Annotated in this window: 20 protein-coding genes; 9 read left to right on the top strand and 11 right to left on the bottom strand. The window is 53.8% G+C overall.

Annotation, left to right across the window (positions count from 1 at the left end):
- Window positions 1-22: 22 nt before the first annotated feature.
- The 6 genes from rlmKL (at window position 23) to rmf (ending at window position 7,964) form a co-directional block, all read left to right on the top strand.
- The gene (gene rlmKL, locus F3J29_RS10010) at window positions 23-2,146 is read left to right on the top strand and encodes a bifunctional 23S rRNA (guanine(2069)-N(7))-methyltransferase RlmK/23S rRNA (guanine(2445)-N(2))-methyltransferase RlmL (RefSeq protein ID WP_166865799.1); all 2,124 of its coding nucleotides are present in this window, start codon (window positions 23-25) and stop codon (window positions 2,144-2,146) included.
- Window positions 2,147-2,151: 5 nt separating this feature from the next.
- Window positions 2,152-4,059, top strand: a complete 1,908-nt coding sequence (locus tag F3J29_RS10005; RefSeq protein ID WP_166865797.1) for an ABC transporter ATP-binding protein — start codon at window positions 2,152-2,154, stop codon at window positions 4,057-4,059.
- A 16-nt stretch (window positions 4,060-4,075) separates the two neighbouring features.
- Window positions 4,076-5,344: a membrane integrity-associated transporter subunit PqiA gene (gene pqiA, locus F3J29_RS10000; protein WP_166865796.1), complete on the top strand. Its 1,269-nt coding sequence runs from the start codon at window positions 4,076-4,078 to the stop codon at window positions 5,342-5,344.
- Window positions 5,334-6,974: an intermembrane transport protein PqiB gene (gene pqiB, locus F3J29_RS09995; protein WP_166865794.1), complete on the top strand. Its 1,641-nt coding sequence runs from the start codon at window positions 5,334-5,336 to the stop codon at window positions 6,972-6,974. Before pqiA ends, pqiB begins: the two co-directional genes overlap by 11 nt.
- Window positions 6,971-7,537, top strand: a complete 567-nt coding sequence (gene pqiC, locus F3J29_RS09990) for a membrane integrity-associated transporter subunit PqiC (protein WP_166865792.1) — start codon at window positions 6,971-6,973, stop codon at window positions 7,535-7,537. Before pqiB ends, pqiC begins: the two co-directional genes overlap by 4 nt.
- 259 nt (window positions 7,538-7,796) lie before the next feature.
- Window positions 7,797-7,964: a ribosome modulation factor gene (gene rmf, locus F3J29_RS09985; protein WP_008461244.1), complete on the top strand. Its 168-nt coding sequence runs from the start codon at window positions 7,797-7,799 to the stop codon at window positions 7,962-7,964.
- 71 nt (window positions 7,965-8,035) lie between these two features.
- On the opposite strand, the gene F3J29_RS09980 is transcribed toward rmf, so the two are convergent.
- The 5 genes from F3J29_RS09980 to F3J29_RS09960 form a co-directional block, all read right to left on the bottom strand.
- Complete coding sequence (locus tag F3J29_RS09980; protein WP_166865790.1) at window positions 8,036-9,106, bottom strand: ABC transporter ATP-binding protein; 1,071 nt, start codon at window positions 9,104-9,106, stop codon at window positions 8,036-8,038.
- A complete protein-coding gene (locus tag F3J29_RS09975; protein ID WP_166865788.1) occupies window positions 9,099-10,868 on the bottom strand; it encodes an ABC transporter permease in 1,770 nt (589 codons plus the stop codon). Before F3J29_RS09975 ends, F3J29_RS09980 begins: the two co-directional genes overlap by 8 nt.
- An 88-nt stretch (window positions 10,869-10,956) precedes the next feature.
- Entirely contained in the window at window positions 10,957-12,045 is a 1,089-nt protein-coding gene (locus F3J29_RS09970; RefSeq protein WP_166865787.1) for an ABC transporter substrate-binding protein, read from the bottom strand.
- Window positions 12,046-12,276: 231 nt separating this feature from the next.
- Entirely contained in the window at window positions 12,277-12,795 is a 519-nt protein-coding gene (gene fabA / locus F3J29_RS09965; RefSeq protein WP_008461248.1) for a bifunctional 3-hydroxydecanoyl-ACP dehydratase/trans-2-decenoyl-ACP isomerase, read from the bottom strand.
- Window positions 12,796-12,863: 68 nt separating this feature from the next.
- Entirely contained in the window at window positions 12,864-14,618 is a 1,755-nt protein-coding gene (locus F3J29_RS09960) for an AAA family ATPase (RefSeq protein WP_166865785.1), read from the bottom strand.
- 176 nt (window positions 14,619-14,794) lie between these two features.
- Between F3J29_RS09960 and matP the strand changes: the two genes are divergently transcribed.
- Window positions 14,795-15,247, top strand: a complete 453-nt coding sequence (gene matP, locus F3J29_RS09955; RefSeq protein ID WP_166865783.1) for a macrodomain Ter protein MatP — start codon at window positions 14,795-14,797, stop codon at window positions 15,245-15,247.
- A gap of 91 nt (window positions 15,248-15,338) precedes the next feature.
- Here matP and ompA read toward each other — a convergent pair whose 3' ends face one another.
- Window positions 15,339-16,394, bottom strand: a complete 1,056-nt coding sequence (gene ompA / locus F3J29_RS09950; RefSeq protein WP_166865781.1) for a porin OmpA — start codon at window positions 16,392-16,394, stop codon at window positions 15,339-15,341.
- A 357-nt stretch (window positions 16,395-16,751) separates the two neighbouring features.
- Window positions 16,752-17,261 carry an SOS-induced cell division inhibitor SulA gene (sulA, locus tag F3J29_RS09945; protein WP_166865778.1) on the bottom strand — a complete coding sequence of 170 codons (510 nt, stop codon included), beginning with the start codon at window positions 17,259-17,261 and terminating at the stop codon, window positions 16,752-16,754.
- A gap of 217 nt (window positions 17,262-17,478) precedes the next feature.
- Here sulA and F3J29_RS09940 point away from each other — a divergent pair, with 217 nt between their 5' ends.
- Window positions 17,479-18,108 carry a TfoX/Sxy family DNA transformation protein gene (locus tag F3J29_RS09940; RefSeq protein ID WP_166865776.1) on the top strand — a complete coding sequence of 210 codons (630 nt, stop codon included), beginning with the start codon at window positions 17,479-17,481 and terminating at the stop codon, window positions 18,106-18,108.
- Here F3J29_RS09940 and yccS read toward each other — a convergent pair.
- Complete coding sequence (yccS, locus tag F3J29_RS09935; protein WP_166865774.1) at window positions 18,093-20,234, bottom strand: YccS family putative transporter; 2,142 nt, start codon at window positions 20,232-20,234, stop codon at window positions 18,093-18,095. The genes F3J29_RS09940 and yccS overlap by 16 nt on opposite strands.
- A 9-nt stretch (window positions 20,235-20,243) precedes the next feature.
- Complete coding sequence (locus F3J29_RS09930; protein ID WP_166865772.1) at window positions 20,244-20,690, bottom strand: YccF domain-containing protein; 447 nt, start codon at window positions 20,688-20,690, stop codon at window positions 20,244-20,246.
- A gap of 130 nt (window positions 20,691-20,820) precedes the next feature.
- On the opposite strand from F3J29_RS09930, the gene helD reads away from it, so the two are divergent.
- A complete protein-coding gene (helD, locus tag F3J29_RS09925; protein ID WP_166865770.1) occupies window positions 20,821-22,875 on the top strand; it encodes a DNA helicase IV in 2,055 nt (684 codons plus the stop codon).
- Here helD and mgsA read toward each other — a convergent pair whose 3' ends face one another.
- The gene (gene mgsA, locus F3J29_RS09920) at window positions 22,876-23,334 is read right to left on the bottom strand and encodes a methylglyoxal synthase (protein ID WP_166865768.1); all 459 of its coding nucleotides are present in this window, start codon (window positions 23,332-23,334) and stop codon (window positions 22,876-22,878) included. It lies immediately after the preceding gene.
- A gap of 99 nt (window positions 23,335-23,433) precedes the next feature.
- Window positions 23,434-24,081, bottom strand: a complete 648-nt coding sequence (csgI, locus tag F3J29_RS09915; protein WP_166865766.1) for a curli synthesis inhibitor — start codon at window positions 24,079-24,081, stop codon at window positions 23,434-23,436.
- Between the last annotated feature and the right edge of the window lie 128 nt (window positions 24,082-24,209).

Genomic DNA, 24,209 nt, shown 5'->3' with positions numbered 1-24,209 from the left:
TTTTTACCTGATAAGTGACGATATGAATTCTCTGTTTGCCAGTACGGCGCGTGGGCTTGAAGAGCTGTTAAAAACTGAACTAGAAAATCTGGGGGCCCAGGGCTGCCAGGTGGTTCAGGGCGGCGTACATTTCCAGGGGGATACTCGTCTACTCTATCAAAGCCTGATGTGGAGCCGCCTGGCTTCGCGCATTTTACTGCCGCTCAGCGAATGCAAAGTTTACAGCGATCTTGACCTTTATCTCGGGGTGATGGCGATCGACTGGCCAGCGCTGTTCGGGCCGGGCGCGACGTTTGCCGTGCACTTTAGTGGCCTGAACGAAACCATCCGCAACAGCCAGTACGGGGCGCTGAAGGTGAAGGATGCGATTGTTGACTCCTTTACCCGTAAAAACCTGCCGCGTCCGGATGTCGATCGTGAACAGCCAGACCTGCGCATTAACGTCTGGCTGAACAAAGATACCGCCAGCATCGCCCTGGATCTTAGCGGGGAAGGCCTGCACCAGCGCGGCTACCGGGATGCAACCGGTGCCGCTCCAATTAAAGAAACGCTGGCGGCCGCTATCGTGATGCGTTCTGGCTGGCAGCACGGCACGCCGCTGCTGGATCCGATGTGCGGCTCCGGCACGCTGCTGATTGAAGGGGCGATGATCGCCACCGATCGCGCGCCTGGCCTGCACCGTAAGCATTGGGGCTTCCTCAACTGGGCGAAGCATGATGCCGATATCTGGAAAGAGGTGGTGACCGAAGCGCAGGTTCGCGCTCGCCGCGGCCTGACTGAATATCAGTCTCGCTTCTATGGTTCAGATAACGACAGCCGCGTGATTGAACGTGCCCGCGCCAACGCCCGCCGTGCAGGTCTGGCTGACGTGATCAGCTTTGACGTTAAGGATGTGGCGAACCTGACCAACCCGCTGCCGGAAGGCCCGGCGGGGACCGTTGTCAGTAACCCGCCTTACGGCGAACGTCTGGAAAGCGAGCCGGCGCTGATTGCCCTGCATAGCCTGCTGGGTCGCCACCTGAAAAACCAGTTCGGCGGCTGGCATCTGTCGCTGTTCAGCGCTTCTCCTGAACTGCTGAGCTGCCTGCAGCTGCGCGCCGACCGCCAGTTTAAAGCCAAAAACGGCCCGCTGGATTGCGTACAGAAAAATTATCAGCTGGCGGCTAATCCTGCCGGCGTTGCCGCGGCCAGCGGCCAGATTGCCGAAGATTACGCCAACCGCCTGCGTAAAAACGTCAAGAAGCTTGATAAGTGGGCTCGTCAGGAAGGTATCGAATGCTATCGCCTGTACGACGGTGACTTGCCAGACTACAACGTGGCCGTTGACCGCTATGGCGACTGGGTCGTGGTACAGGAGTATGCGCCCCCGAAAACCATCGACCCAAACAAAGCCCGTCAGCGTTTGTTTGACGTCATCGCGGCAACGCTCGCGGTACTTGAGCTGCCAACCAACAAACTGGTGTTAAAAACCCGCGAACGTCAGAAAGGGAAAAGTCAGTACCAGAAGATGGGCGAGAAGGGTGATTTCATGGAAGTGAGCGAATATGACGCTCGTCTGTGGGTCAACCTGACCGACTATCTGGATACCGGTCTGTTCCTCGATCACCGCATCGCTCGCCGTATGCTGGGGCAGATGAGCAAAGGCAAAGACTTCCTGAACCTGTTTGCTTATACCGGCACCGCAACGGTACATGCGGGTCTTGGCGGAGCGAAAAGCACCACTACGGTGGACATGTCCCGCACCTATCTGGAGTGGGCGGAGCGTAACCTGCGCCTGAATGGCTTGACCGGCCGCGCCCATCGCCTGGTCCAGGCTGACTGCCTGGGCTGGCTGCGCGACAGCGACGAACAGTTCGACCTGATCTTTATCGACCCGCCGACGTTCTCCAACTCCAAGCGTATGGAAGACTCTTTCGACGTGCAGCGCGACCATATTGCGCTGATGAAGGATCTGAAGCGCCTGCTGCGTCGCGGGGGTACCATTATGTTCTCCAACAATAAACGTGGCTTCAAAATGGACTTCGCCGGCCTGGCGGAGCTGGGCCTGGTTGCACAGGAAATTACACAAAAAACGCAGTCGCAGGACTTTGCGCGCAACCGCCAGATCCATAACTGCTGGTTAGTCACTCACGAATCCCGGGATTAATAGTCATGTCATTAATTAGTATGCACGGTGCCTGGCTGTCGTTTAGCGACGCGCCGCTGTTAGATAACACTGAATTACACATCGAAGAAAACGAACGCGTCTGTCTGGTCGGCCGTAACGGCGCGGGCAAATCAACGCTGATGAAGATCCTCAACCGCGAAGTCCCGCTGGACGATGGCCGGATGGTTTATGAGCAGGATCTGATCGTGGCGCGCTTGCAGCAGGATCCGCCGCGTAACGTTGCGGGCACGGTGTATGACTTTGTGGCAGAAGGGGTAGAAGAGCAGGCGGAATACCTGAAGGCCTACCACGATATCTCCCACAAAGTAATGAGCGATCCGAGCGAGAAGAACCTCAACGAGATGGCTCGCATTCAGGAGATCCTCGACCATCAGGGACTGTGGCAGCTGGACAGCCGTATTAATGAAGTGCTGGAGCAGCTTGGTCTGGAAGCGGATACTGAGCTGTCTGCGCTGTCCGGCGGCTGGCTGCGTAAAGCGGCGCTGGGGCGTGCGCTGGTCAGCTCCCCGCGCGTATTGCTGCTGGACGAACCGACTAACCACCTCGATATCGAAACCATCGACTGGCTGGAAGGCTTCCTGAAAGAGTTCCAGGGCAGCATTATCTTTATCTCCCACGACCGTTCTTTTATCCGCAATATGGCCACCCGCATTGTCGATCTCGATCGCGGCAAGCTGGTGTCTTACCCTGGCGATTACGATCAGTATCTGCTGGCGAAAGAAGAAGCCCTGCGCGTGGAAGAGTTACAGAACGCCGAGTTTGACCGCAAGCTGGCGCAGGAAGAAGTGTGGATCCGCCAGGGCATCAAAGCGCGTCGCACCCGTAACGAAGGGCGCGTTCGTGCCCTGAAAGCGATGCGCCGCGAACGCGGCGAGCGTCGTGAAGTGATGGGCAGCGCGAAGATGCAGGTGGAAGAAGCGAGTCGCTCAGGCAAAATTGTCTTCGAGATGGAAGACGTTAACTATCAGGTTGCCGGTAAAACGCTGGTGCGTGATTTTTCCGCGCAGGTGCTGCGTGGCGATAAGATCGCGCTGGTGGGGCCGAACGGCTGCGGTAAAACCACGCTGCTTAAGCTGATGCTGAGCCAGCTTCAGGCCGACAGCGGTCGCGTACACTGCGGCACCAAGCTGGAAGTGGCCTACTTCGATCAGCACCGCGCCGAGCTGGATCCCGATCGTACGGTGATGGATAACCTGGCGGAAGGTAAGCAGGAAGTGATGGTGAACGGCAAGCCGCGCCATGTGCTGGGATATCTGCAGGATTTCCTGTTCCATCCCAAACGCGCGATGACGCCGGTGCGTGCGCTTTCCGGTGGGGAACGCAACCGTCTGCTGCTGGCGCGTTTGTTCTTAAAACCTAGCAACTTGCTGATCCTCGATGAACCAACCAACGATCTGGACGTCGAAACCCTTGAGCTGCTGGAGGAGCTGATTGACGGTTACCAGGGCACCGTGATGCTGGTCAGCCACGATCGTCAGTTTGTCGACAATACCGTGACCGAGTGCTGGATCTTTGAAGGTCAGGGCAAAATTGGCCGCTATGTCGGCGGGTACCATGATGCTAAAGGGCAGCAGGGTTCCGCTCAGCCGCTGCGTCAGGCTGCTGCGGCTAAATCCGAGAAGGCAGAACCGCAAAAAGCAGAGCCTGTTAAACGTGCCAATAGCAAACTAAGCTATAACCTGCAGCGTGAATTAGAGCAGCTGCCTCAACGGCTTGAGCAGCTTGAAGCCGATTTAGGCGCGCTGCAGGCGAAGGTTGCTGATGCTGATTTCTTTAACCAGCCGCACGATGTGACCCAAAAAGTTCTGGCGGAAATGGCCGCGGCTGAACAGGCTCTGGAAGAAGCATTTGAACGCTGGGAGTACCTGGAAGCGTTGAAAAACGGCTCGTAATCTAAGGAGAGTTACGATGTGTGCCACGCACCACCATCGCTCGCATATTTTGTGTCGACAATGTGATTTGCTGGTGGCGCTGCCCGCCCTGCAGGATGGCCACAAAGCTACCTGCCCGCGCTGTGGCACTCCGTTGGTCACGCAGTGGTATTTGCCGCGTCAGCGGCCGACGGCTTACGCTTTAGCGGGGCTGTTTATGCTGCTGCTGGCTAACCTGTTTCCTTTCATCAATATGAAGGTGGCCGGGATCAGCAGCGAAGTCACGCTGATGCAAATTCCCGGCGTGATGTTTTCCGAGGATTACGCCAGCCTCGGCACCTTCTTTCTGCTTTTTGTTCAGGCAGTGCCGGCTTTTTGCCTGGTAACTATCCTGCTGTTGGTCAACCAGGCAAAATTGCCTTTTGGGCTTAAACGCTGGCTGGCGAGAGTGCTGTTCCAGTTGAAAAGCTGGGGCATGGCGGAAATCTTCCTCGCCGGGGTATTGGTTAGCTTCGTGAAGCTGATGGCCTATGGAGACATTGGCGTGGGCAGCAGCTTTATCCCCTGGTGCCTGTTCTGCATTTTGCAGCTTCGAGCCTTTCAGTGCGTAGACCGGCGCTGGCTGTGGGATGATATTGCGCCCATGCCGCCAGTGCATCATCCGCTAAAAGTTGGCGTAGCGGGTATTAAGCAGGGGCTGCGCTCCTGTTCCTGCTGCACGGCTATCGTTGAGGCGGACACGCTGGTCTGCCCTCGCTGCGGGACACACGGGCACGTTCGCCGCAGGCACAGTCTGCAGTGGACGCTGGCGCTGCTGATCACCTCCATTATGCTTTATCTGCCGGCAAACATTTTGCCGATCATGGTCACCGAAATGCTGGGCAGCAAATACCCTTCCACGATTTTGGCCGGGGTGATCCTGCTCTGGAGTGAGGGATCTTATCCGGTGGCAATGGTGATTTTTATCGCCAGTATTATGGTGCCCACGCTAAAAATGATCGCTATAGCCTGGCTGTGCTGGGATGCAAAAGGGCACGGCAAACGTGACAGCGAGCGGATGCACCTGATTTATGAAGTTGTTGAGTTTGTCGGCCGCTGGTCGATGATCGACGTGTTTGTGATTGCCGTTCTCTCCGCGCTGGTGCGCATGGGCGGGCTGATGAATATCTACCCGGCTATGGGGGCGTTAATGTTTGCCTGTGTAGTGATTTTGACGATGTTTGCTGCGATGACCTTTGACCCTCGCTTGTCCTGGGATCGCGCTGACGATGTAACTGATGAGGAGTCTTCCGAACATGGAAAATAAGCACGGCGAGGCGAAAGTGCAGAAGGTAAAAAACTGGTCGCCGGTTTGGATCTTTCCCATCGTAACGGCGCTGATTGGCGCCTGGATCCTGTTTTATCACTACAGCCATCAGGGGCCGGAAGTGACCCTGATCACCGCCAACGCCGAAGGGATTGAGGGCGGTAAAACCACCATCAAAAGCCGTAGCGTTGATGTCGGGGTCGTGGAGAGCGCACAGCTAACGGACGATCTGCATCATGTGGAAATTAAGGCGCGGCTAAATTCCGGGATGGAGAAGCTGCTGCACAAAGATTCCGTGTTCTGGGTGGTAAAACCGCAGGTGGGCCGCGAAGGGATCTCCGGGCTCGGCACGCTGCTGTCTGGCGCCTATATTGAACTTCAGCCGGGCACCAAAGGAGAGCAGCCCGAGAATTATGCTCTGCTGGATGCTCCTCCGCTGGCGCCACCTGATGCCAAAGGCATTCGCATTACGCTCGACAGTAAAAAAGCGGGCCAGCTTACCCCTGGGGACCCGGTGCTGTTCCGCGGTTACCGCGTAGGTTCGGTGGAAACCAGCACCTTTGATACCAATAAGCGAGCGATTAGCTACCAGCTGTTTATTGCGGCGCCAAACGACAGGCTGATTACCAGCAACGTCCGTTTCTGGAAAGACAGCGGCATTGCCGTGGATATGTCTGCCCAGGGGATGCGTGTGGAGATGGGGTCGTTAACCACGCTGTTTAGCGGCGGCGTAAGCTTCGACGTGCCGGAAGGCTGGGAGTGGGGCAAGCAGGTTGAAACGGGCGCTGACTTCCAGCTGTTTGACGACCAAAAAAGCATTCAGGACTCGCTGTACACCAACCATATCGATTACCTGATGTTCTTCAAAGATTCTGTGCGTGGCCTGCAGCCTGGTGCGCCGGTGGAGTTCCGCGGCATTCGTCTGGGCACCGTGGCACAGGTTCCGTTCTTCAACGATAAAATGCGCCAGAGCCTGAATGACGATTTCCGCATTCCGGTGCTGATCCGTATTGAGCCAGAACGCCTGAAGAATATGCTCGAAGATGGCGCGGATATTTCGACCAATCTGCAGGTATTGATCAAGCGCGGACTGCGTGCCTCGATGAAGACCGGGAGCCTGGTGACCGGAGCGCTGTTTATCGATCTCGATTTTTATCCGAAAGAGAAAGCGTTGGGCGATCTGCCAGAAATTGCGGGCTACCCGCTTATTCCAACGGTGAGCGGCGGCCTGGCGCAAATTCAGCAAAAACTGCTGGAGACGCTGGATAAAATCAACAACCTGCCGATTAACCCGATGCTGGAACAGGCCACCAATACGCTGGCTGAAAGCCAGAAAACGATGCGTCACCTGCAGCAGACGCTGGATAATCTGAACAAGATTACGTCCAGCCAGTCGATGCAGCAGCTGCCGGAAGATATGCAGAAAACGCTTCGCGAGCTGAACCGCAGTATGCAGGGCTTCCAGCCGGGCTCGGCGGCCTATAACAAGATGGTGGCGGATATGCAGCGTCTTGACCAGGTGCTGCGCGAGCTGCAGCCGGTATTGCGCACGCTGAACGACAAGAGCAACTCGCTGATTTTTGAAGCGAAGGATAAAAAGGATCCGCAGCCGAAGAGGGCACAACCATGAAAAAGTGGCTCACGCTAGCCGCCGTCTTAACGCTTTCCGCCTGTAGCGGCAGCGACAATGGCAAAACGTACTACCAGCTGCCGCAAACTTCACAGCCTGCTATGCAGGCCGTGAGCCAGCCAGGAAGCCACTTACTGTGGGTCGATCAGGTCACGGTGCCTGATTTCCTCGCGGGCACTGGGGTGGTTTACCAGACAACTGATGTGCAGTATGTCATCGCCACCAGTAATCTTTGGGCCAGCCCGCTTGACCAGCAGTTGCGCAACGCGCTGGTCAGTAATCTCAGCAGCGCATTACCAGGCTGGGTGGTTGCCTCCCAGCCGCTAGGCCACGATCAGGATGCGTTGAGCGTCAATGTAACCGGCTTCCACGGCCGTTATGATGGCAAGGTTATTGTCAGCGGAGAGTGGCTCCTGAAGCGTCAGGGCGAGATTATTAAGCGCCCATTCCATATCGAATTAAAGCAGCAGGATGACGGCTACGACGCTATGGTGAAAACCCTGGCTCAGGGCTGGCAGCAGGAAGCGAAGAGTATTGCTTCGGCGCTCACACGCCTTAATTGATAGGTAAAATGATTGGTACAAAAAAGCTGCGATTTTCACCTTCGGGTGGTCGCAGCTTTTCTTTTTTGCTGAACCGGTTAGCTGCAAGCGTGCCTCAGTTTTTGTCGAAAAGATAACCAGAATATCGCGGAAATATGACATTGGCGTGAATTTTGCGCATTGACGCTCACTGAATTTCGCGTTATTGCTTATCCGTGATTGCACATTTTGTAATCACTGTTTTCTTTTCCACCAGACAATGTAATGAGGGAAACGAGGCATGAAGAGACAAAAACGAGATCGCCTGGAACGGGCACATCAACGTGGTTATCAGGCAGGTATCGCCGGACGCTCAAAAGAGATTTGTCCATATCAGACTCTGAATCAGAGGTCCTACTGGATGGGAGGCTGGCGAGAAGCCATGGAAGACAGGGCGGTTACTGCGTAATCACTGTCTCTTTAGAAAAAGAAACCTCCGCATCGCGGAGGTTTCGCCGTTTTGAACGGGGGTAAAATCAATCAGGGTTTAGGGAAAATCCAGACGTGCTGTTCAGGCAACTGGAGATGGTGTGGCTGAGCATCCCGCATATCATTGCCATAGGCGCGAATCACGAAATCATCTCCGGAGGTTCGGAAGAGATATTCCCAGCGGTCACCGAGGTACATGCTGGTTAACAGCGGCAGCGTCATGCCGTTCTCCCCCGGCAAATCGGCAATCCGTACGCGCTCAACGCGGATCACCGCCGTCCCTTCCTGCCCGGCTGCTACGCCAGCCCCTGCTTTGCCCCAGAGCGCCCAGCCGCTACCCTCAATGCGGGCTTTACCGTCACGGACTTCAGTCACTTTACCGTTCAGGCGGTTATTACTGCCCATAAACTCGGCGGTGAACAGCGTTTGCGGGGAGCCATACATCTCTTGCGGGGTGCCCTGTTGCTCGATTTTGCCGTTATTCAGCAGCAGAATACGGTCAGAAATGGCCATCGCTTCGTTCTGATCGTGGGTGACCATTAACGCCGACAGGCCGAGCTTGATAATCAGTTCTCTCAGGAAGACGCGGGCTTCTTCGCGCAGCTTCGCATCCAGGTTGGAAAGCGGTTCATCAAGCAAAATCACCGGCGGGTTATAAACCAGCGCCCGGCCAATCGCGACGCGCTGCTGCTGCCCACCGGATAGCTGATAAGGGTGGCGCTGGCCGAGGTGCCCAAGCCCCAACTGATCCAAAACGGCCTGTACGCGCTGGTTGATTTCCGCCGTCGCCACTTTACGCAGCTTGAGCGGGTACGCGACGTTTTCAAAGACGGTTTTGTGCGGCCACAGGGCATAGGATTGAAAGACCAGCCCAAGATTACGTTCTTCGGCCGGGATCTCTTTGCGGGACATGCCGTCGTACACGTTGCTTTTGCCAATAACAATGGTGCCCTGGGTAGGTTTTTCCAGCCCGGCGACGGCGCGCAGTAGCGTCGTTTTGCCGCTGCCGGAAGGGCCAAGCAGAGAGACGACTTCGCCGCGCTTCAGCTCCATGGAAACGCCTTTCAGCACGGGGTTGTCGCCGTAGGTTAAGTGCAGGTTCTCGACCGATAACTCAATCATGTAATTTCACTCCAAAACGAAGGGCAATGCCGAGCCCTAACACCACGAACAGAATATTAATAAAGGAAAGTGCGGCCACAATATCAATGGCGCCCGCGGCCCACAGGGAAACCAGCATCGAACCGATGGTTTCCGTACCGGGAGAAAGCAGGTAGACGCCGGTAGAATATTCACGCTCAAAGATCAGGAACATCAGCAGCCAGGAGCCAATCAGGCCGTAGCGCGACAGCGGGATGGTGACGTGGCGGGTAATTTGCCCACGGCTTGCCCCGGTGCTGCGGGCGGCCTCTTCCAGCTCCGGCCCAACCTGCAGCAGGGTAGACGAGATAAGGCGCAGGCCATAGGCCATCCACACCACGGTATAGGCCAGCCAGACGCTGAATATTGTGCTGCGCAGCGAGCGTAGCCAGACGATAAGGTTATCCCGCAGCCACTGGGACCACGGCATCCCGGAAAGCCAGCCGGACTTCAGCGCGTTATCCAGCCACATCGGCAGGAATAAAAACACCCACAGGAAGGCCAGACCGGCCAGCAGGCCAGGCACGGCACGAGGTACCAGCACGCTGTAGTCCAGGAAGCGGGTCACGTTGTCTGGTTTTCTGTGCATGGCGATGCCGATAAACAGGTAGCAAACCACCGCCAGCGCGCCACCGATGACCCCGATTGCCATTGAGTTGACGATGGCCCGCAGCAGGTTGGGCTGTTCCCAGATAGTGCGGAAGGTATTGAGCGACAGTTCATCCCACAGTGAAACGCCCACGCCCCAGTTGGAAATAAAGGAGCGCAGGATCACGCCAATCAGCGGCACGCCGATGGTGACGGTCAGCCAGAATGCCACGACTGCACCTGCGACCCAACGCCATTTACCCAGCGGCAAGGCGCGCGCCTGAGAGGTTTTGCCTTTGACGGTGACAAAGCGGTTGGCCGTGCGCATCAGTCGACGCTGCAGCATGACCAGCGGGATAGTGATACAAATCAGCACAACGGCGACGGCAGCCATCAGATGATAGGACGGCGTTCCAAGCTTATTGGTGAGCTTATAGAGATACGTTGCCAGTACCATGTTGCCTTCCGGATCGCCCAGCACGAGCATCAGACCGAAAACTTCCAGCCCGAGGAAGAACAGCAACACGGTGGCATAAAGCATTGCCGGACGTACCATCGGCAGGCTGACGGCGGTCATGACCTGAAGCGGCGTTGCGCCGGCGGTTCGAGCCGCTTCCTCTACGTCGGAACCTACGCTGCGCAGGGCCGAGGAGATGTACAGATAGGCGTGGGGAACATGCGTCAGGCCTGCGATAACCACGATGCTCGACATGTCATAGATATTCCACGGCACGAAGCCAAGCAGCGACTGCGCCCACAGGGAGAAGAAGCCCACCGGGCCCGCAGCCACCACGTAGCCGAATCCCAATACCATCGGCGACACAAAAATAGGCACCAGAATCAGCGGCTCAATGATGCGCCGGCCCGGCAGGTCGGTACGCACCATCAGGAAAGCCAGAATGCCGCCCAGCGGGATGGCGATCGCCACCAGGCCAAAGGCCAGAATAAAGCCGCTCTTCAGCGCCAGGTAAAAATCGGAGTCGGTGAAGATAAATTCAAAAGATTCGAGGCTCCACTCCTTCGACGGGGAGAAGAACGGGGCCGAGAGAAAACTCTGTATAACGATAAACGACAGCGGAATATAGATAACCAGCGCAGTTATCAGCACCACAATGCCGCGCGGCAGGCTTTGCCACTTTCTGCGTAATGCATCCATGTAACGATCCCTCAGGTCAGTTAGCCTGAATAGCCTAATGTGTTCGGGTTAAGCGAGGCGCCGCCGGACGGGGCGCCTCATCAAAGGATTATTTCGCGGCGGCTTCGCGCCACTGCTTGATGTAGTCCAGACGTTTTTTCTGCTGCAGGTATTCCAGCAGGGTTTCATCCACCGGGATCGGCTTCAGGGCGTTGCCGAGTTTTTTGGTCATGCCGTCGATGTCGTTGTCACCGTCGATATCATTGCGTATGGAAGGAATATCCGCTTGATTAGCTAAGATGTTCTGTCCTTTCTCAGACAGCACGTAGTCGATCCATAGCTTAGCCGCATTGCTGTTTTTCGCTTCATTGCTGATAAAGGAGACGCGTGACAGCACCAGGGTGTAGTCCTTCGGATAAGCAATGCCGAGGGAAGTGTCCGTTTTGGCGCGAGCTTCGGCGTAGGAGCCGAGAATGTTGAAGCCAATCAGGTTTTCGCCCGAGGAGACTCGCTCCATCATGGTACCGGTTGAGGACTGGACCGAAAGGCCGCCTTTGGCTACATCGGCGAGCGTTTTGAAGTAGTTTGGATCGGCTTTGTAGTCCTGCACCGAGAGCATAAAGCCGAGGCCGGATTTCTCGATGTCATAGGTGGTGACTTTTTTGCTGAATTTCTCGGGCTGGCTGGCGATGAGTTTGGCCAGGGCTGCGTGGCTGTCAGGCACTTCGCTGGCCGGGATCAGGCGTTTGTTGTAGATAAAAATGACCGGCTCATAGGTGGTGCCGTAGGCTTTGTCTTTCCAGACGGCCCATTTCGGCAGTTGCCCCTGTTCCGGGGATTTGTATTCCTGAGCATAGTCGGTGGCGAGCTTCAATGCCGTATCCATAGAGGAGCTCCAGACCACGTCCCCGCTGGTACCGCCGGCGGCCTGCTCGCTGATATAACGGTTGTACAGCTCGGTGCTGTTCATGTCGTTATATTCCACTTTGATGCCCGGATATGCGGCCTCAAAGCCTTGAATAAGCGGGGCTGCGGTTTTGGTATCGGTGGTGGAGTAGAGTACTACTTTGCCTTCTTTGGTCGCGGCATCGATGATTTTTTGATAATCCGCCGGATAGCCCTGAGGCACGGCAGAAAATGCGGAGGTAGAGAGCAGCATGGCAGAAGCAAGGCAAGATATACGTAACTTATTCGACATTATTGTTAACCTCTAGTTACATTTGAGAAACTAAAAATCAACATAACCCATAACGTTTTTCAGACAAGAGGGGGCGTTTTTTATCTTCACGATTTGTGATTTCGAACGTTGTTTAAGCAATTAACGCCATAAAAACCACGGCAAGAAGCGTCACTCCGGCGGACGGCAGAAACAAAAAAGCACCCATTGTGAACAATGAGTGCTTTCGGGGTGAAGCCAGATAGAGCGGTATTAGAAAGCAGAAGTGTCTTTGAAAAGACCCACTTTCAGGTCGGTTGCGGTGTAGATCACACGGCCATCAACCAGTACTTCACCGTCAGCCAGGCCCATGATCAGGCGGCGATTCACAACGCGTTTGAAGTGAATACGGTAGGTCACTTTCTTCGCGGTAGGGAGAACCTGACCGGTAAATTTCACTTCGCCCACGCCCAGCGCGCGGCCTTTGCCTTCGCCACCGAGCCAGCCGAGGTAGAAACCAACCAGCTGCCACATGGCGTCAAGCCCCAGACAACCAGGCATCACCGGGTCGCCAATAAAATGGCAACCAAAGAACCACAGGTCAGGGTTAATATCCAGCTCGGCTTCCACGTAACCTTTATCAAAGTTACCGCCGTCCTCGGTCATCTTGACTACGCGGTCCATCATCAGCATGGAAGGTGCGGGTAACTGCGGGCCTTCAGCCCCAAACAGTTCGCCACGCCCTGAGGCAAGAAGATCTTCTTTCGTATAGGATTCGCGTTTATCTACCATGTCTACAGTAAGCCTTTTTATAATGAAGCACGCAGGTTAGCTAACACGTGTACGCTCAACAAGTCCGATCAGTTGTGGTTGAACCAGTTGAGCCAGCGTAGCGGCCACGGAAAGCGCTGGCGAACATCCGGCGCCGAAGCCTGAGCAATACGCTCCTGCACCGCACGCATCAGGGTGTTTTGCCCTTCGCCATCCCACGGGAGATTGGTCAATAACGGCAGGGCATCAGCCACGTCGTCAATTGCCCAAATCGAGAATTTATTTTGCTCGACGGCCTCCAGTACATCTTTATGCAGCGACAGATGACGCACGTTCGCCAGAGGAATAATCACTCCCTGGGCGCCGCTAAACTCACGCTGCTGACAAATGCGGAAGAAGCCTTCCACTTTTTCATTCAGCCCGCCAACGGGCTGTACGCGACCGAACTGATCCACAGAGCCGGTGATCGCGATGTGCTGATAAATAGGGACGTTCGCCAGGGCACTTATCAGGGCGCAAAGCTCTGCCATGGAGGCGCTGTCGCCGTCAACCTCGCTATAGGATTGCTCGAAGGTCAGGGACGCCGAAAACGGGATTTGCTGATCAAGCTGCAGCTCTGACATCAGAAATGCCTGCATGATCATCATCCCTTTGGCGTGAATGTTGCCGCCAAGTTCTGCCTTGCGCTCTACGTCCGTAAACTCCCCGTCGCCAACGTGAACCACGCAGCTAATACGGGAAGGTTCACCAAACGCCCGCGGATGCCCCGGGAATTCAATGACCGACAGCGCGTTAATTTGACCGATCATTTCGCCTTCGGTTTCAATCAGGATTTGCTCCATCAGGATTTCATCCTGCATGCGCTCGGCCAGGAAACCTTCGCGCCATTCGCGCTGTTCGAGCATTTGTTGGAGCTGTTCGGCGTTAAAGCTGCCTTCTTCAGTAAACGGTGCGACTTCACGCAGCTGGCGTGAAATCCAGGAAGGACAGAGCGGCAACATTTCCTGATCGCCCGTGTAGCGGACAGCCTCACGGATCAGCGGCTGCCAGGCATCGGCTGCGGGTGCTGGCAAGGACTTGTCAGCGGCAATGGCATAGATCCACTGACACCAAAGCGCCATTTCATCGGCAGAAGCAATTTGCAGATTGTCTTCAAATTCACTGTAGATAGCGGCTGAAGCCAGATCCATCTCCATTTCCTGGAAATCGGCCAGCGAGTCGCGCTCGCCAACCAGGAGCAGTTTGAAATCCAGCGCTAAAGACGGAATTTTTACCGGCAGAGGGCGAGTTTCGTCAGGTGAAATCCAGTCGAAACGTCCCTGGGTCATGATTTGTTTCAGACGCAACCACAGCAGCGGCTGGGCAAGGACGCTACGCATCGACAGCACCAGGACGCCACCGTTCACGCGATGAATCAGGCCTGGCTCCAGCGACACCTCGCCCGCAAACTGCCGCACGCAGCCGAACAGTTGCTCCGGTTCAACCCAGTCAACGGCAATGACTTCTCCGCTGGACGCAAAGTTATCGTCAGAGTGCTCTGCCGGACGCAGCGTAACCCGACCGCCTTCAATGAGATAATGTCCGCCTACGATCCCATCGATTTCATCACGGGATGCTTCAACGGCTGCGGCGATGAGATTCAGATACTCTTGCTCTTCCGGGGCTTTTACCAGCATCAGGTCGACGGAAGAAACGGAAAGGTTGAGTTGTTCAATCCCGTAAACTAAACGAGGTTGAACCGCAGAAAGTGGGGCAGAGTCGGTATCATAAGGCTGTGCAAAAATTTCCTGATAGCTTTCGGTATCAGGCACCAGGGCACGCCAGTCAAGTCGATTAGTCGTCAAAGTCGCTATATTTTTTAATGAGATGTCAAAGGCGCGATTATACAAGAATCGCTCGGGTAGCACACGGATAAAGCAGTAACACAGTTTTATCCCCCTCACAGCGTTGATTTTCAGTTCAGCGAATGGCGGAAAAACTGTTATTCTGAACTAAGTTACGCGGTCACACTGAGATCACAATGAAATATCAACAGTTGGAAAATCTCGAGAGCGGCTGGAAGTGGAAGTATCTGGTTAAGAAGCATCGCGAAGGAGAATTAATCACGCGATACATTGAGGCCAGTGCAGCCCAAGAGGCGGTAGAGCAGCTCCTGACGCTGGAGAATGTGCCGGTTCTGGTTCAGAGCTGGATTGATCAGCATATGAACCCGGCGCTGCATAACCGCATGAAGCAGACGATTCGTGCACGGCGTAAAAGGCATTTTAACGCTGAGCATCAGCATACTCGCAAGAAGTCCATCGACCTGGAGTATCTTGTCTGGCAGCGTCTGGCCGGGCTTGCGCAGCGCCGCGGCATTACGCTTTCGGAAACGGTTGTCCAACTGATTGAAGATGCGGAACGCAAAGAGAAGGTGGAAAGCAAGATGTCGACGCTTAAGCAGGATCTGCAGGCCATGCTCGGTAAAAAATGATGCGCTGAAAGCGTGTACGACTTCGCCATCGTGAAGTCCAGGACAATAAAAAACCCCGCCATGGCGGGGTTTTTGTTCAAGAAAGGGTAACTTATGCCGCAGGCTGAGTTACAACTTCTTTGATACCTTTAACTTCGATCTCAACGCGACGATCTGGAGCCAGGCAGTCGATCAGTTTAGCTTTAGGCGCTACGTTGTCACAGGTGTTGCCAGTAACTGGGTTAGCTTTGCCCATGCCACGTGGAGAGATTTTGTTCGCTGGGATACCTTTAGAGATCAGGTAATCAACAACGCTCTGCGCACGTTTTTCAGACAGTTTAACGTTGTACTGCTCGGAACCGATACGGTCGGTGTAGCCCAGAACAACAACGGAACCATCTTTAGGATCCAGGTTGCTCAGCTGGGTGTACAGCTGATCCAGTGCCTGCTGACCTTCTGGTTTCAGCGTTGCTTTGTTGAAGTTGAACAGAACGTCAGACTTCAGAGTGAAGTGTTTGGTCTGTACTTCTGGTGCTGGAGCCGGAGCAGGAGCTACAACTGGTGCAGCTTCTTCCTGCTGGCCAAAGCGGTAGGAAACACCTACGCTCAGCATGCCGTTGTCTGGACGAACGCCAACGGTCTGTGCATCACCGATGTTGTTAACCCACTGGTATTCCAGACGGGTAGCGATGTCACGGGTAACTGCCCACTCAACACCACCAGCGAATACTGGGGAAACACCGGTGTCGTGGTTTTTACCAGCGATGGTGTTTGTAGAGTCTGCACGCCATACCATGCCGCCCAGACGGGTGTAGATGTCCAGGTCGTCAGTGATTGGGTAACCCAGTTTGGTGGTCAGCTGTACGCCCTGAGCTTTGAAGGCACCGCTAGTTACGCTGCCTTTGTAAGGCATACGGCCAAGCCAGTCGTAACCCATTTCAAAACCAACGTACGGGTTAACCTGATAACCACCGAAGGCACCAGCGCCCAGCTGGCTTTCGTGGGTGTTACCGTTGTTTTGCAGGTCCTTGTTATACCAGCCGGTATCGTGGAACTGAGACCAGCCCAGTTTACCACCTGCATACCAGGTGTTATCTTTCGGTGCGGCCTGCGCTACGGTAGCGAAGCCAGCCAGTGCCACTGCAATCGCGATAGCTGTCTTTTTCATTTTTTGCGCCTCATTATCATCCAAAAGGCCATGAGCTCTAAACCAATTTAAAGCCCAGGGTTAAATCCTTCGCCCGGGTTTACGCTCAATTGTTACTCTACCGATATATCGGTGTTATGAAGAGCAACCCTGGCGAGGTAAAGTCTACAACGTAGTTGGAAAGTTACAAGTGTGAAGTCCGTCAGGCATATGAAAAAAAACGACTTGCATACATAATTTTTTACAGAATGGACTGTTTTTTGAGCTGGCTACCTGCCTGATAAACCCCGTCAAACCGCCATATGACGGGCATTTTTGAGTCATGACAGCGGATTATATGGCATACGTAAAAAATTCCAGGATTTCTCCTAAATTTACTTAATGATACAAACTAGAATGAATTTTTAGGCCATTTCGTGGTCTTGAACCGGATGTTCCTGCGCTGGTTGGGCGCATAATAAAGCCCATCGCGTTGCCAGCTTCGGCTGCTATTGTCAGCCGTAAATGTTCTTCATCTGTTAATTCTTCTGTCAGCCAGCCGATGACTACGCTGTAATTTCCTGTCTGTAAAGCTTTCACCATTGCATCAACGGTGCAAAGAGGATCTAACTGATTTGCCTGCATCACTTTCGCCAGCGGCAGCCCGGCCGCCTGCAGCCAGGTACGGCTCAGTTTTTGCTGTGGCGTCAGCCATAGCTGCCAGCGAGATTGTTGTCCCAGCTGCTGTAATAAAGGTAGCAGAATAAACTGCGTAACCCATGGGCTCTCTTCGCTGTAGACCACTTCACTGATTAACCCCTGCACGCTGTTATCAGAGAGTGACTGCGCCGGGGAGTGCGCAGTCACTGCAACATGACGAAAGTGAGTTTGAACGTTATGTGAGTGCATAGTGAGTCCCGCCTAATGGGTTACTGTATGCATATACAGTAATGCCTGTGCGAACAAAGATCAACCGGAATTTCGGAAAGCGTCTCGCATTTTCCGTACGCAAAAGCGGCACCGATGAAATTGTCGTTGCCATTAGCTGTAACCTTACTTATTTTCAGGGGTTAAGAAGATGAGTAACCAAAGCAGCTATTTACCAGTTGATATATAAGGACATATTATGAAAAAGGTGACATTTCTTAGAATTCATAAATCACGGGAATATCTTTCATCGCTGGGCAAAATCGGTTATCGGCCGTTATTTGGTGGTTATAGTCTGACCGTCGAAGGTGTGGTCTTTGCTATGGTGGCGGAAGGTGAGCTTTACCTGCGAGCTTGTGAACAATGCGCGGAGTATTTCATCCAAAAATCGGCGCCGCCGCTGATGTACAGTAAACGCGGGCTTCCTGTCGCGCTAAATTACTACCGTGTGGATGAAGAACTGTGGGAAAACCCGGACAAACTCATCCGGCTCTCTTCCCTGGCTTTAAGAAGCGCTCAGCGAGAGAAGACACAAATTAAGATACGTTCTCGCCGCCTTAAGGATCTCCCCAATCTTTCCCTGAATATTGAAGTCATGCTTCGTGAGGTGGGCATCAATGATCCACAAACGCTTCAACTCTTTGGCGCCAAACGGTCATGGCTAAAATTACGCGGCACCAGAAAAACGGTAGGTATTAAAGTACTACTCGCGCTTGCAGGGGCTATACATGGTGTTCATGAGGCGGTGCTGCCTGCTGATGTTCGCCAGGAATTGACGGACTGGTGGCGCCACTATGAGCAGCGCCAGCATCCTTATTCGGAGCACTGAGAGATTTGCTGTTGAAGACGAGATATCTCTGGCAGAAGAGCAATCAATAGCCCAATTTGCTGCAGCACCAGGGGTTCTTTTGTGTCTGCCCGAGTCTCAAGCTGCGAGATGCGGGCGGAAAGCCCTGTAAGGGCAGCCTGAACGCGTCCTTCATCGACAGGCAAGTGATGCAGTGCGTCATCAACGTAGCAGACGGCGTCATCAAGCAACATTAACGTATCGCCGTGGTTGAGTTTTTCCCTGTGCGCACCTAATGCAGAAATATAGCTATTAAAGGAATGGTTCAGGCAAAGCAGACGAAAAGCGGCTTCACGCATCTCGGCGGAGACTCGAGGCTCGGAAGACATATTTGAAACCACGGAGGCTAGCTCAGCGTCTCTGTTATGGGCATCGCGCCGGGCAATGCGGTATTCCAGGCGGTTATCACGCCCCTGGTGGTACTGCTGAAGAATCGCATCCAGATAGCGACAATTGGCGTTGAACGCACGTTCAACGACTCTTGAAAGCCGACGAAATCGCCAGTCAGGCCAGATGAAACTCACCGCCGCCCAGGCTATTGCGCAGCCTAAGAGTGTATCAATCACGCGCGGAAGAGCGACTTCAAAACCTTCCCCCAGCAGATTAAAGCATAGCAATACCAGCAGCGTAATAAACATGGTGGCGTGGGCGTATTGCACGTTGCGGAAAGCGAAGAACAGGACACCAGTAATGACGAGAAGTATTAGCTGGCCTTCGAGAGATGGGACAAGCCAAAGCAAGGGCAGGCCAACGGCCACCCCAACCAATGTGCCGATGATACGCAGCGCTAAACGCCTCTGGGTTGCACTGTAATTGGGCTGGCAGACAAATAGGCTGGTCAAAAGTATCCAGTAACCATGCTGTAATCCCGTAAATTGAATAAAGGCATAGCCCACGCAGAGCACCAGGGACATACGCACCGCATGGCGAAAAAGTGCGGATTCTGGCGTGAGGTTAAGCTTTAGCCGCTGCCAGATATCATCGAAGCCGGTCAGTTTGTCATCGGCTAGACGATTCTCAGGGGCGTTCTGTGGCTCAGCAATCGCCTGTTCTGACTCAATGTTTGCCAGTTGTGCATCGATTGCCCTCAAATTTGTAATCAGAAAACCTAACGCTTTTATCTCTGAGGCGGTTGCATGGCCGGCACGAATCCGATCCAGAGCGGAGTCCAGATGATTAAATGCGCGTTCAAATCGCGGGTCGTGCTGATAAGGGACTCGCAGCAGGATAGATCGAGAGAGCTGCTGGCAGGCCTGCGATTGCATTGTTAGCAAACGCTGAAAGCGGAACATCACGTCGCTATAGCGAAACTTATCGCGCAAAGCCTGGTACTGAATATGAGACGAGCTCGCCCGCTCGTGGATATCCTGGGCGACGAAATAATAGTGAAGCGTTCGACGAGTGCCTCTCTGCCCCCGATCGCCGCGAAGGCGAGTCAGTAATGAGCTTTTTGTCTGGTTCAGCGTGGTGACTAACTGGCTATTAGCCATGGCCAACTGGAGCATTGGAGCCTGACTTTCTTCTTCGATATCAGGATCAAACAGTGTGGCTTTAATTTCCAGAAAGCTAGCGAGGCTTTCATAACAACGTGCCAGGTTGTCCTGCAAGGGGCGAATCGGGAAAATGAGATGGCCTGCTAACGTCAGCAGGTTGTACCAGACGGCGCCTGCTAAAAGGAACAACGGTTGCTGATACCAGTGCTCATAGAGGGAAATACCGAGCATCGTATAGATGGCGATAAGCAGCGCGCCAAAGGCTATGGTGGCATAGCGTTGCCCCAGCCCTCCAAGGAGGATAAATCCGCTGGTGGATACCGTTAAGCCCACAGCAAACAGCCACGGCCAGGGGAACAGGAGTTCAACAGACGCTGAAGCAATGAAAAAGCTGACGAGTGTGATCAGTAAATTACGCAGCCTTCCGCTTACGCGGTCGTCCAGATCGGCCAGTGCTGCAGCCACAACGCCTAGCGTGAGTGGAATCGTCAGCTTGACTTCACCGAGCCACCACGGGAGCGCCGCAGTGCCTGTCAGGGCAATGAATATACGCAAGTTGTAAAGCCAGGCGCTGTTCCAGGTATAACGGCGTACCAGTGGGCTTAGGGTTAGCACAAATGCTCCTTACTGGAAACGGCGACGTGCATTGGATTCGCGTGCGGCTCTTGCCACTTCGACCGGAACAACCCTGCGACCAACGGGCCATAACGCAATGGCAGCAATTTTGAAGTTCGCAATCCCTACAGGGATCCCAATAACGGTAATACACTGCGCGATGCCCGCCATGATATGCATAATGCACAGCCACCAGCCGAAGAAGATCAGCCAGAGAACATTCAACAGGGTCCCCCCCGTATTTAGCAGCGAATTTTTACCCTGTGGATTAAGCTCATCCACATGAATGGCTTCATTGCCGTAGGGCACAAAGGAAAGCTTGGTGATTTCCCAACAGGAGCGAGTCAGTGGCAGGGTGAAAATCAGCACAATACTCACCAGCGTGGCAAATAACCAGGAGAGGGTGGTCAAGAAGCCTCCCAGCACGAAGTTCAAAACATTAAGTACGGTACGCATAGTGACGCTTCCCTGACAGAAAATTAAAAAGTGATTAACCGCACAAATTATAACGCGTTTTTACTCTGGAGCGTCATTCCATCGGCAGTTAAACTTGAGCCACAACTCCTACATTGGACCGGGCAGCGTAATGGAACTCAAAGCAACTTCTCTTGGCAAGCATTTAGCTCAGCACCCTTATAATCGGGTCAAACTGCTGCCTGCTGGCGTTGAGGTTAAAGGCGATCGCCACGAATATCTTATTCCATTCAATCAGTTAATAACGATTAACTGTAAACGTGGCCTGGTTTGGGGAGAACTGGAATTCGTTCTTCCTGATGACAAAGTAGTTCGCCTGCACGGTACCGAATGGGCAGAGACCCAGCGCTTTTTCCATCATCTGAGTTCGCTCTGGCTCAACTGGAGTACGGAGATGAGTGAAGTAGCCGCCGAAGTATTAACCGCTCAACGAGAAGAGATTGCTCAGCGCACTCGCAAAGAAGTGTGGTTTCGCCGAAGTGATATGCAGGCGTTGCAAGATAACCTGCGTGCAGCGATTTCAGCCCTCCCGCTGCCGCATGCCCGGCTTGGTGAGTTCGAAAACTGCCGGGAAGCGTGGGCCATATGTAAAGCCTGGCTTGAACAAGGTGAAGAGCGTCGCCACCAGCGTAATAACGCTTACACCGAACGGATGCTGGAAAAATATGCCGCTTTCTTTGAACAGGTTGAAAGTTCGCCGCTGAATCCGTCCCAGGCTCGTGCCGTGGTGAATGGCGAAGATTCGCTTCTGGTGCTGGCCGGGGCCGGTAGCGGTAAAACATCCGTTCTTGTGGCGCGAGCCGGGTGGCTGTTACAGCGCGGTGAAGCAACAGAGGAGCAAATCCTGCTGTTAGCCTTTGGCCGTCAGGCCGCGCAGGAAATGGATGAACGTATAGCCAGCCGCCTTAATACCGAAGCGATTTCTGCCAGAACTTTTCATTCACTGGCGCTGCACATCATTCAACAGGGGAGCAAAAAAGTTCCTCGAGTCAGTGAACTTGAGAGCGACACAGCGGCTCGCCATCAGCTGCTGATCGGTAGCTGGCAGCAGCAATGCCGGGAGAAAAAAGCCATGGCCAAAGGTTGGCGGCAATGGCTTAGTGAAGAGCTTGAGTGGGATGTGCCCGAGGGTGAATATTGGCAGGACAAACGCCTGGCGAAGCGGCTTGCCAGCCGGCTCGACCGCTGGCTCGGCCTGATGCGGATGCACGGAGGCTCACAGGCTGAAATGATAGACAGCGCGCCGGAAGAGGTTAGAGAACTTTTCACCAAACGTATTAAGCTGATGGCGCCATTGTTAAAAAGCTGGAAAGCCGCCCTGAAGGCCGAAGAAGCGGTTGATTTCTCCGGGCTGATTCATCAGGCCATTAACGTGCTCGAAAAGGGGCGCTTTATCAGCCCGTGGAAGCATATTCTCGTCGACGAATTTCAGGATATTTCCCCCCAGCGGGCCGCCTTACTGGCCGCGTTAAGACGGCAAAACTCCCATACTTCGCTTTATGCCGTGGGAGATGACTGGCAGGCTATCTACCGGTTTAGTGGAGCGGAAATGACGCTCACCACGGCATTTAGCCACCATTTTGGGGAAGGTGATAGCTGCGCGCTGGATACTACGTATCGCTTTAATGACCGAATCGGCGAGATCGCTAACGGCTTTGTGCAGCAAAACCCTTATCAGCTGCGCAAACCGCTCAATAGTCTCTCTAAAGGGGATAAAAAAGCAGTGACTCTGCTTGCCGATGACAGGCTCGATGATTTACTGGATAAACTGAGTGGGTACGCCCTGCCTGAACAGAGAATTTTGGTGCTGGCGCGGTATCATCATTTGCGTCCGGAAAGTCTGGAAAAAGCCTCAACGCGTTGGCCTAAGCTCAATATCGATTTTATGACCATCCATGCCAGCAAAGGGCAGCAAGCGGATTATGCGATCATTGTGGGTCTGCAGGATGGGAAAGATGGTTTTCCGGCGCCCGCGCGTGAGTCAATCATGGAGCAGGCGCTCCTGCCACAGCCGGAGGATTTCCCGGATGCAGAGGAGCGGCGTTTACTTTATGTTGCGCTGACGCGAGCTCGCCATCGGGTCTGGCTTATGTTCAACAAGCAGGAACCTTCAGTCTTTGTTGAGGCACTTAAGCGGCTTGGAGTACCCGCGGCTAATCGCCCCTGATTATTTCAGACGTTCATTCAGATAGCGTTGGTAATCCGGAATAAGAATATCCACGCTTTCATTGAAACCTGGTGATTGAATAATAAAGTCTGCGGTAGAAAGGTTGGTGGCGACCGGGATATTCCAGACGGTCGCCAGGCGCAGCAGGGCCTTAACGTCTGGATCGTGAGGAACGGCATTGAGCGGGTCCCAGAAGAAAATCAGCACATCGATTTTGCCTTCGGAAATTAAGGCACCTACCTGTTGATCGCCCCCCATCGGGCCGCTGAGCATGGCGTTGACTTCAAGGCCTGTTGCACGCTGAATTAAATTACCCGTTGTCCCGGTGGCATAGAGCGTGTGGTTGGCAAGCGTTGCTTTGTGGCGCTGAACCCACTTCAAAAGCGCGTCCTTACAGTGGTCGTGGGCAACCAGTGCGATATGTTTTTTTACCGCAAGGGTGCGGGTTGTTAGTTCCATTCTCTTTTCCTGGGTCGTTTTAGGCTGCTAACAGATTACTAAAAGTGCCCGGGGCTGCAAGAGTCGAACATCAAAAAAGCGAGGCATCTCGAGGCATTACTATGGATTAGGTGTCGTATTTGCCCAGCGTAAAAAACGCGCTCGCGTAGGATCATCGGCCTGACTGAACCAGTATTTTAGTCGCTGCTCTGTGAGTGCTTCAGATCGAGCTGGTGGAAGGTCTGGATTGGCCTGGGCAAATGGCAGCGTGCCCTCGTTGACCCTGAAATTCGCGAATCCGGGCATTGACGCTTTTTTTCCTGACTTGTTATAGCGCTGTGTCTCTTCTTCATAATCCGTTCCGGTTGGATCGGATTTTATCTCGAGGATATCGGTACGGATGGGAATAGGGTGAGCCTGGCCGTCCAGCAGCTTAATTTGAAAAGAGGTTACTGAGCGATTGGTATCTTTTAGAGGCAGAACAATATTGACCTGGTCTATCTCTTTGGTGTCAAAACTGATCACCAGCGGCTGGAATACTCCATAAGACCGGTTGCGTGCGCTGGCTAATTTTTTTTCAACACGGAGAACCAGCTGATGCGGTCCATTATCTATTTCAATGCTGTCAGCCCCTTTAAGGAGCGAGCTGGAAACCCTTTTGCCGTCAAGAACCAGTAAGTCCACATCGGCGGAAAGGCGCAGCGTAGTTCCCCATACCAGGGTTGGCAGCATCAATATTAGCCCTGCAAGTGGCAGACCTGCTCTCATTTCACTCTCCCTGGTGAACATGCTGAGTGGATGTTTCAAAGTTTTTCCCGAGCCCTGCCTATTAACATATAGACATATTTTCAGAAATTGCGCGCCGGAGTTTCCAGTTGAAAGATGGCCGGGTGACG

Origin of the sequence: Enterobacter sp. Cy-643 (assembly GCF_011752815.1) — a bacterium.
Classification (GTDB): Bacteria; Pseudomonadota; Gammaproteobacteria; order Enterobacterales; family Enterobacteriaceae; genus Cedecea.
This window is presented reverse-complemented; position numbering and strand designations above follow the sequence as displayed.

Coding starts and splice junctions, on each gene's coding strand:
- rlmKL (WP_166865799.1), top strand. CDS start 23: ATGAATTCTCTGTTTGCCAGTACGGCGCGTGGGCTTGAAGAGCTGTTA.
- F3J29_RS10005 (WP_166865797.1), top strand. CDS start 2,152: ATGTCATTAATTAGTATGCACGGTGCCTGGCTGTCGTTTAGCGACGCG.
- pqiA (WP_166865796.1), top strand. CDS start 4,076: ATGTGTGCCACGCACCACCATCGCTCGCATATTTTGTGTCGACAATGT.
- pqiB (WP_166865794.1), top strand. CDS start 5,334: ATGGAAAATAAGCACGGCGAGGCGAAAGTGCAGAAGGTAAAAAACTGG.
- pqiC (WP_166865792.1), top strand. CDS start 6,971: ATGAAAAAGTGGCTCACGCTAGCCGCCGTCTTAACGCTTTCCGCCTGT.
- rmf (WP_008461244.1), top strand. CDS start 7,797: ATGAAGAGACAAAAACGAGATCGCCTGGAACGGGCACATCAACGTGGT.
- F3J29_RS09980 (WP_166865790.1), bottom strand. CDS start 9,106: ATGATTGAGTTATCGGTCGAGAACCTGCACTTAACCTACGGCGACAAC.
- F3J29_RS09975 (WP_166865788.1), bottom strand. CDS start 10,868: ATGGATGCATTACGCAGAAAGTGGCAAAGCCTGCCGCGCGGCATTGTG.
- F3J29_RS09970 (WP_166865787.1), bottom strand. CDS start 12,045: ATGTCGAATAAGTTACGTATATCTTGCCTTGCTTCTGCCATGCTGCTC.
- fabA (WP_008461248.1), bottom strand. CDS start 12,795: ATGGTAGATAAACGCGAATCCTATACGAAAGAAGATCTTCTTGCCTCA.
- matP (WP_166865783.1), top strand. CDS start 14,795: ATGAAATATCAACAGTTGGAAAATCTCGAGAGCGGCTGGAAGTGGAAG.
- ompA (WP_166865781.1), bottom strand. CDS start 16,394: ATGAAAAAGACAGCTATCGCGATTGCAGTGGCACTGGCTGGCTTCGCT.
- sulA (WP_166865778.1), bottom strand. CDS start 17,261: ATGCACTCACATAACGTTCAAACTCACTTTCGTCATGTTGCAGTGACT.
- F3J29_RS09940 (WP_166865776.1), top strand. CDS start 17,479: ATGAAAAAGGTGACATTTCTTAGAATTCATAAATCACGGGAATATCTT.
- F3J29_RS09930 (WP_166865772.1), bottom strand. CDS start 20,690: ATGCGTACCGTACTTAATGTTTTGAACTTCGTGCTGGGAGGCTTCTTG.
- helD (WP_166865770.1), top strand. CDS start 20,821: ATGGAACTCAAAGCAACTTCTCTTGGCAAGCATTTAGCTCAGCACCCT.
- mgsA (WP_166865768.1), bottom strand. CDS start 23,334: ATGGAACTAACAACCCGCACCCTTGCGGTAAAAAAACATATCGCACTG.
- csgI (WP_166865766.1), bottom strand. CDS start 24,081: ATGAGAGCAGGTCTGCCACTTGCAGGGCTAATATTGATGCTGCCAACC.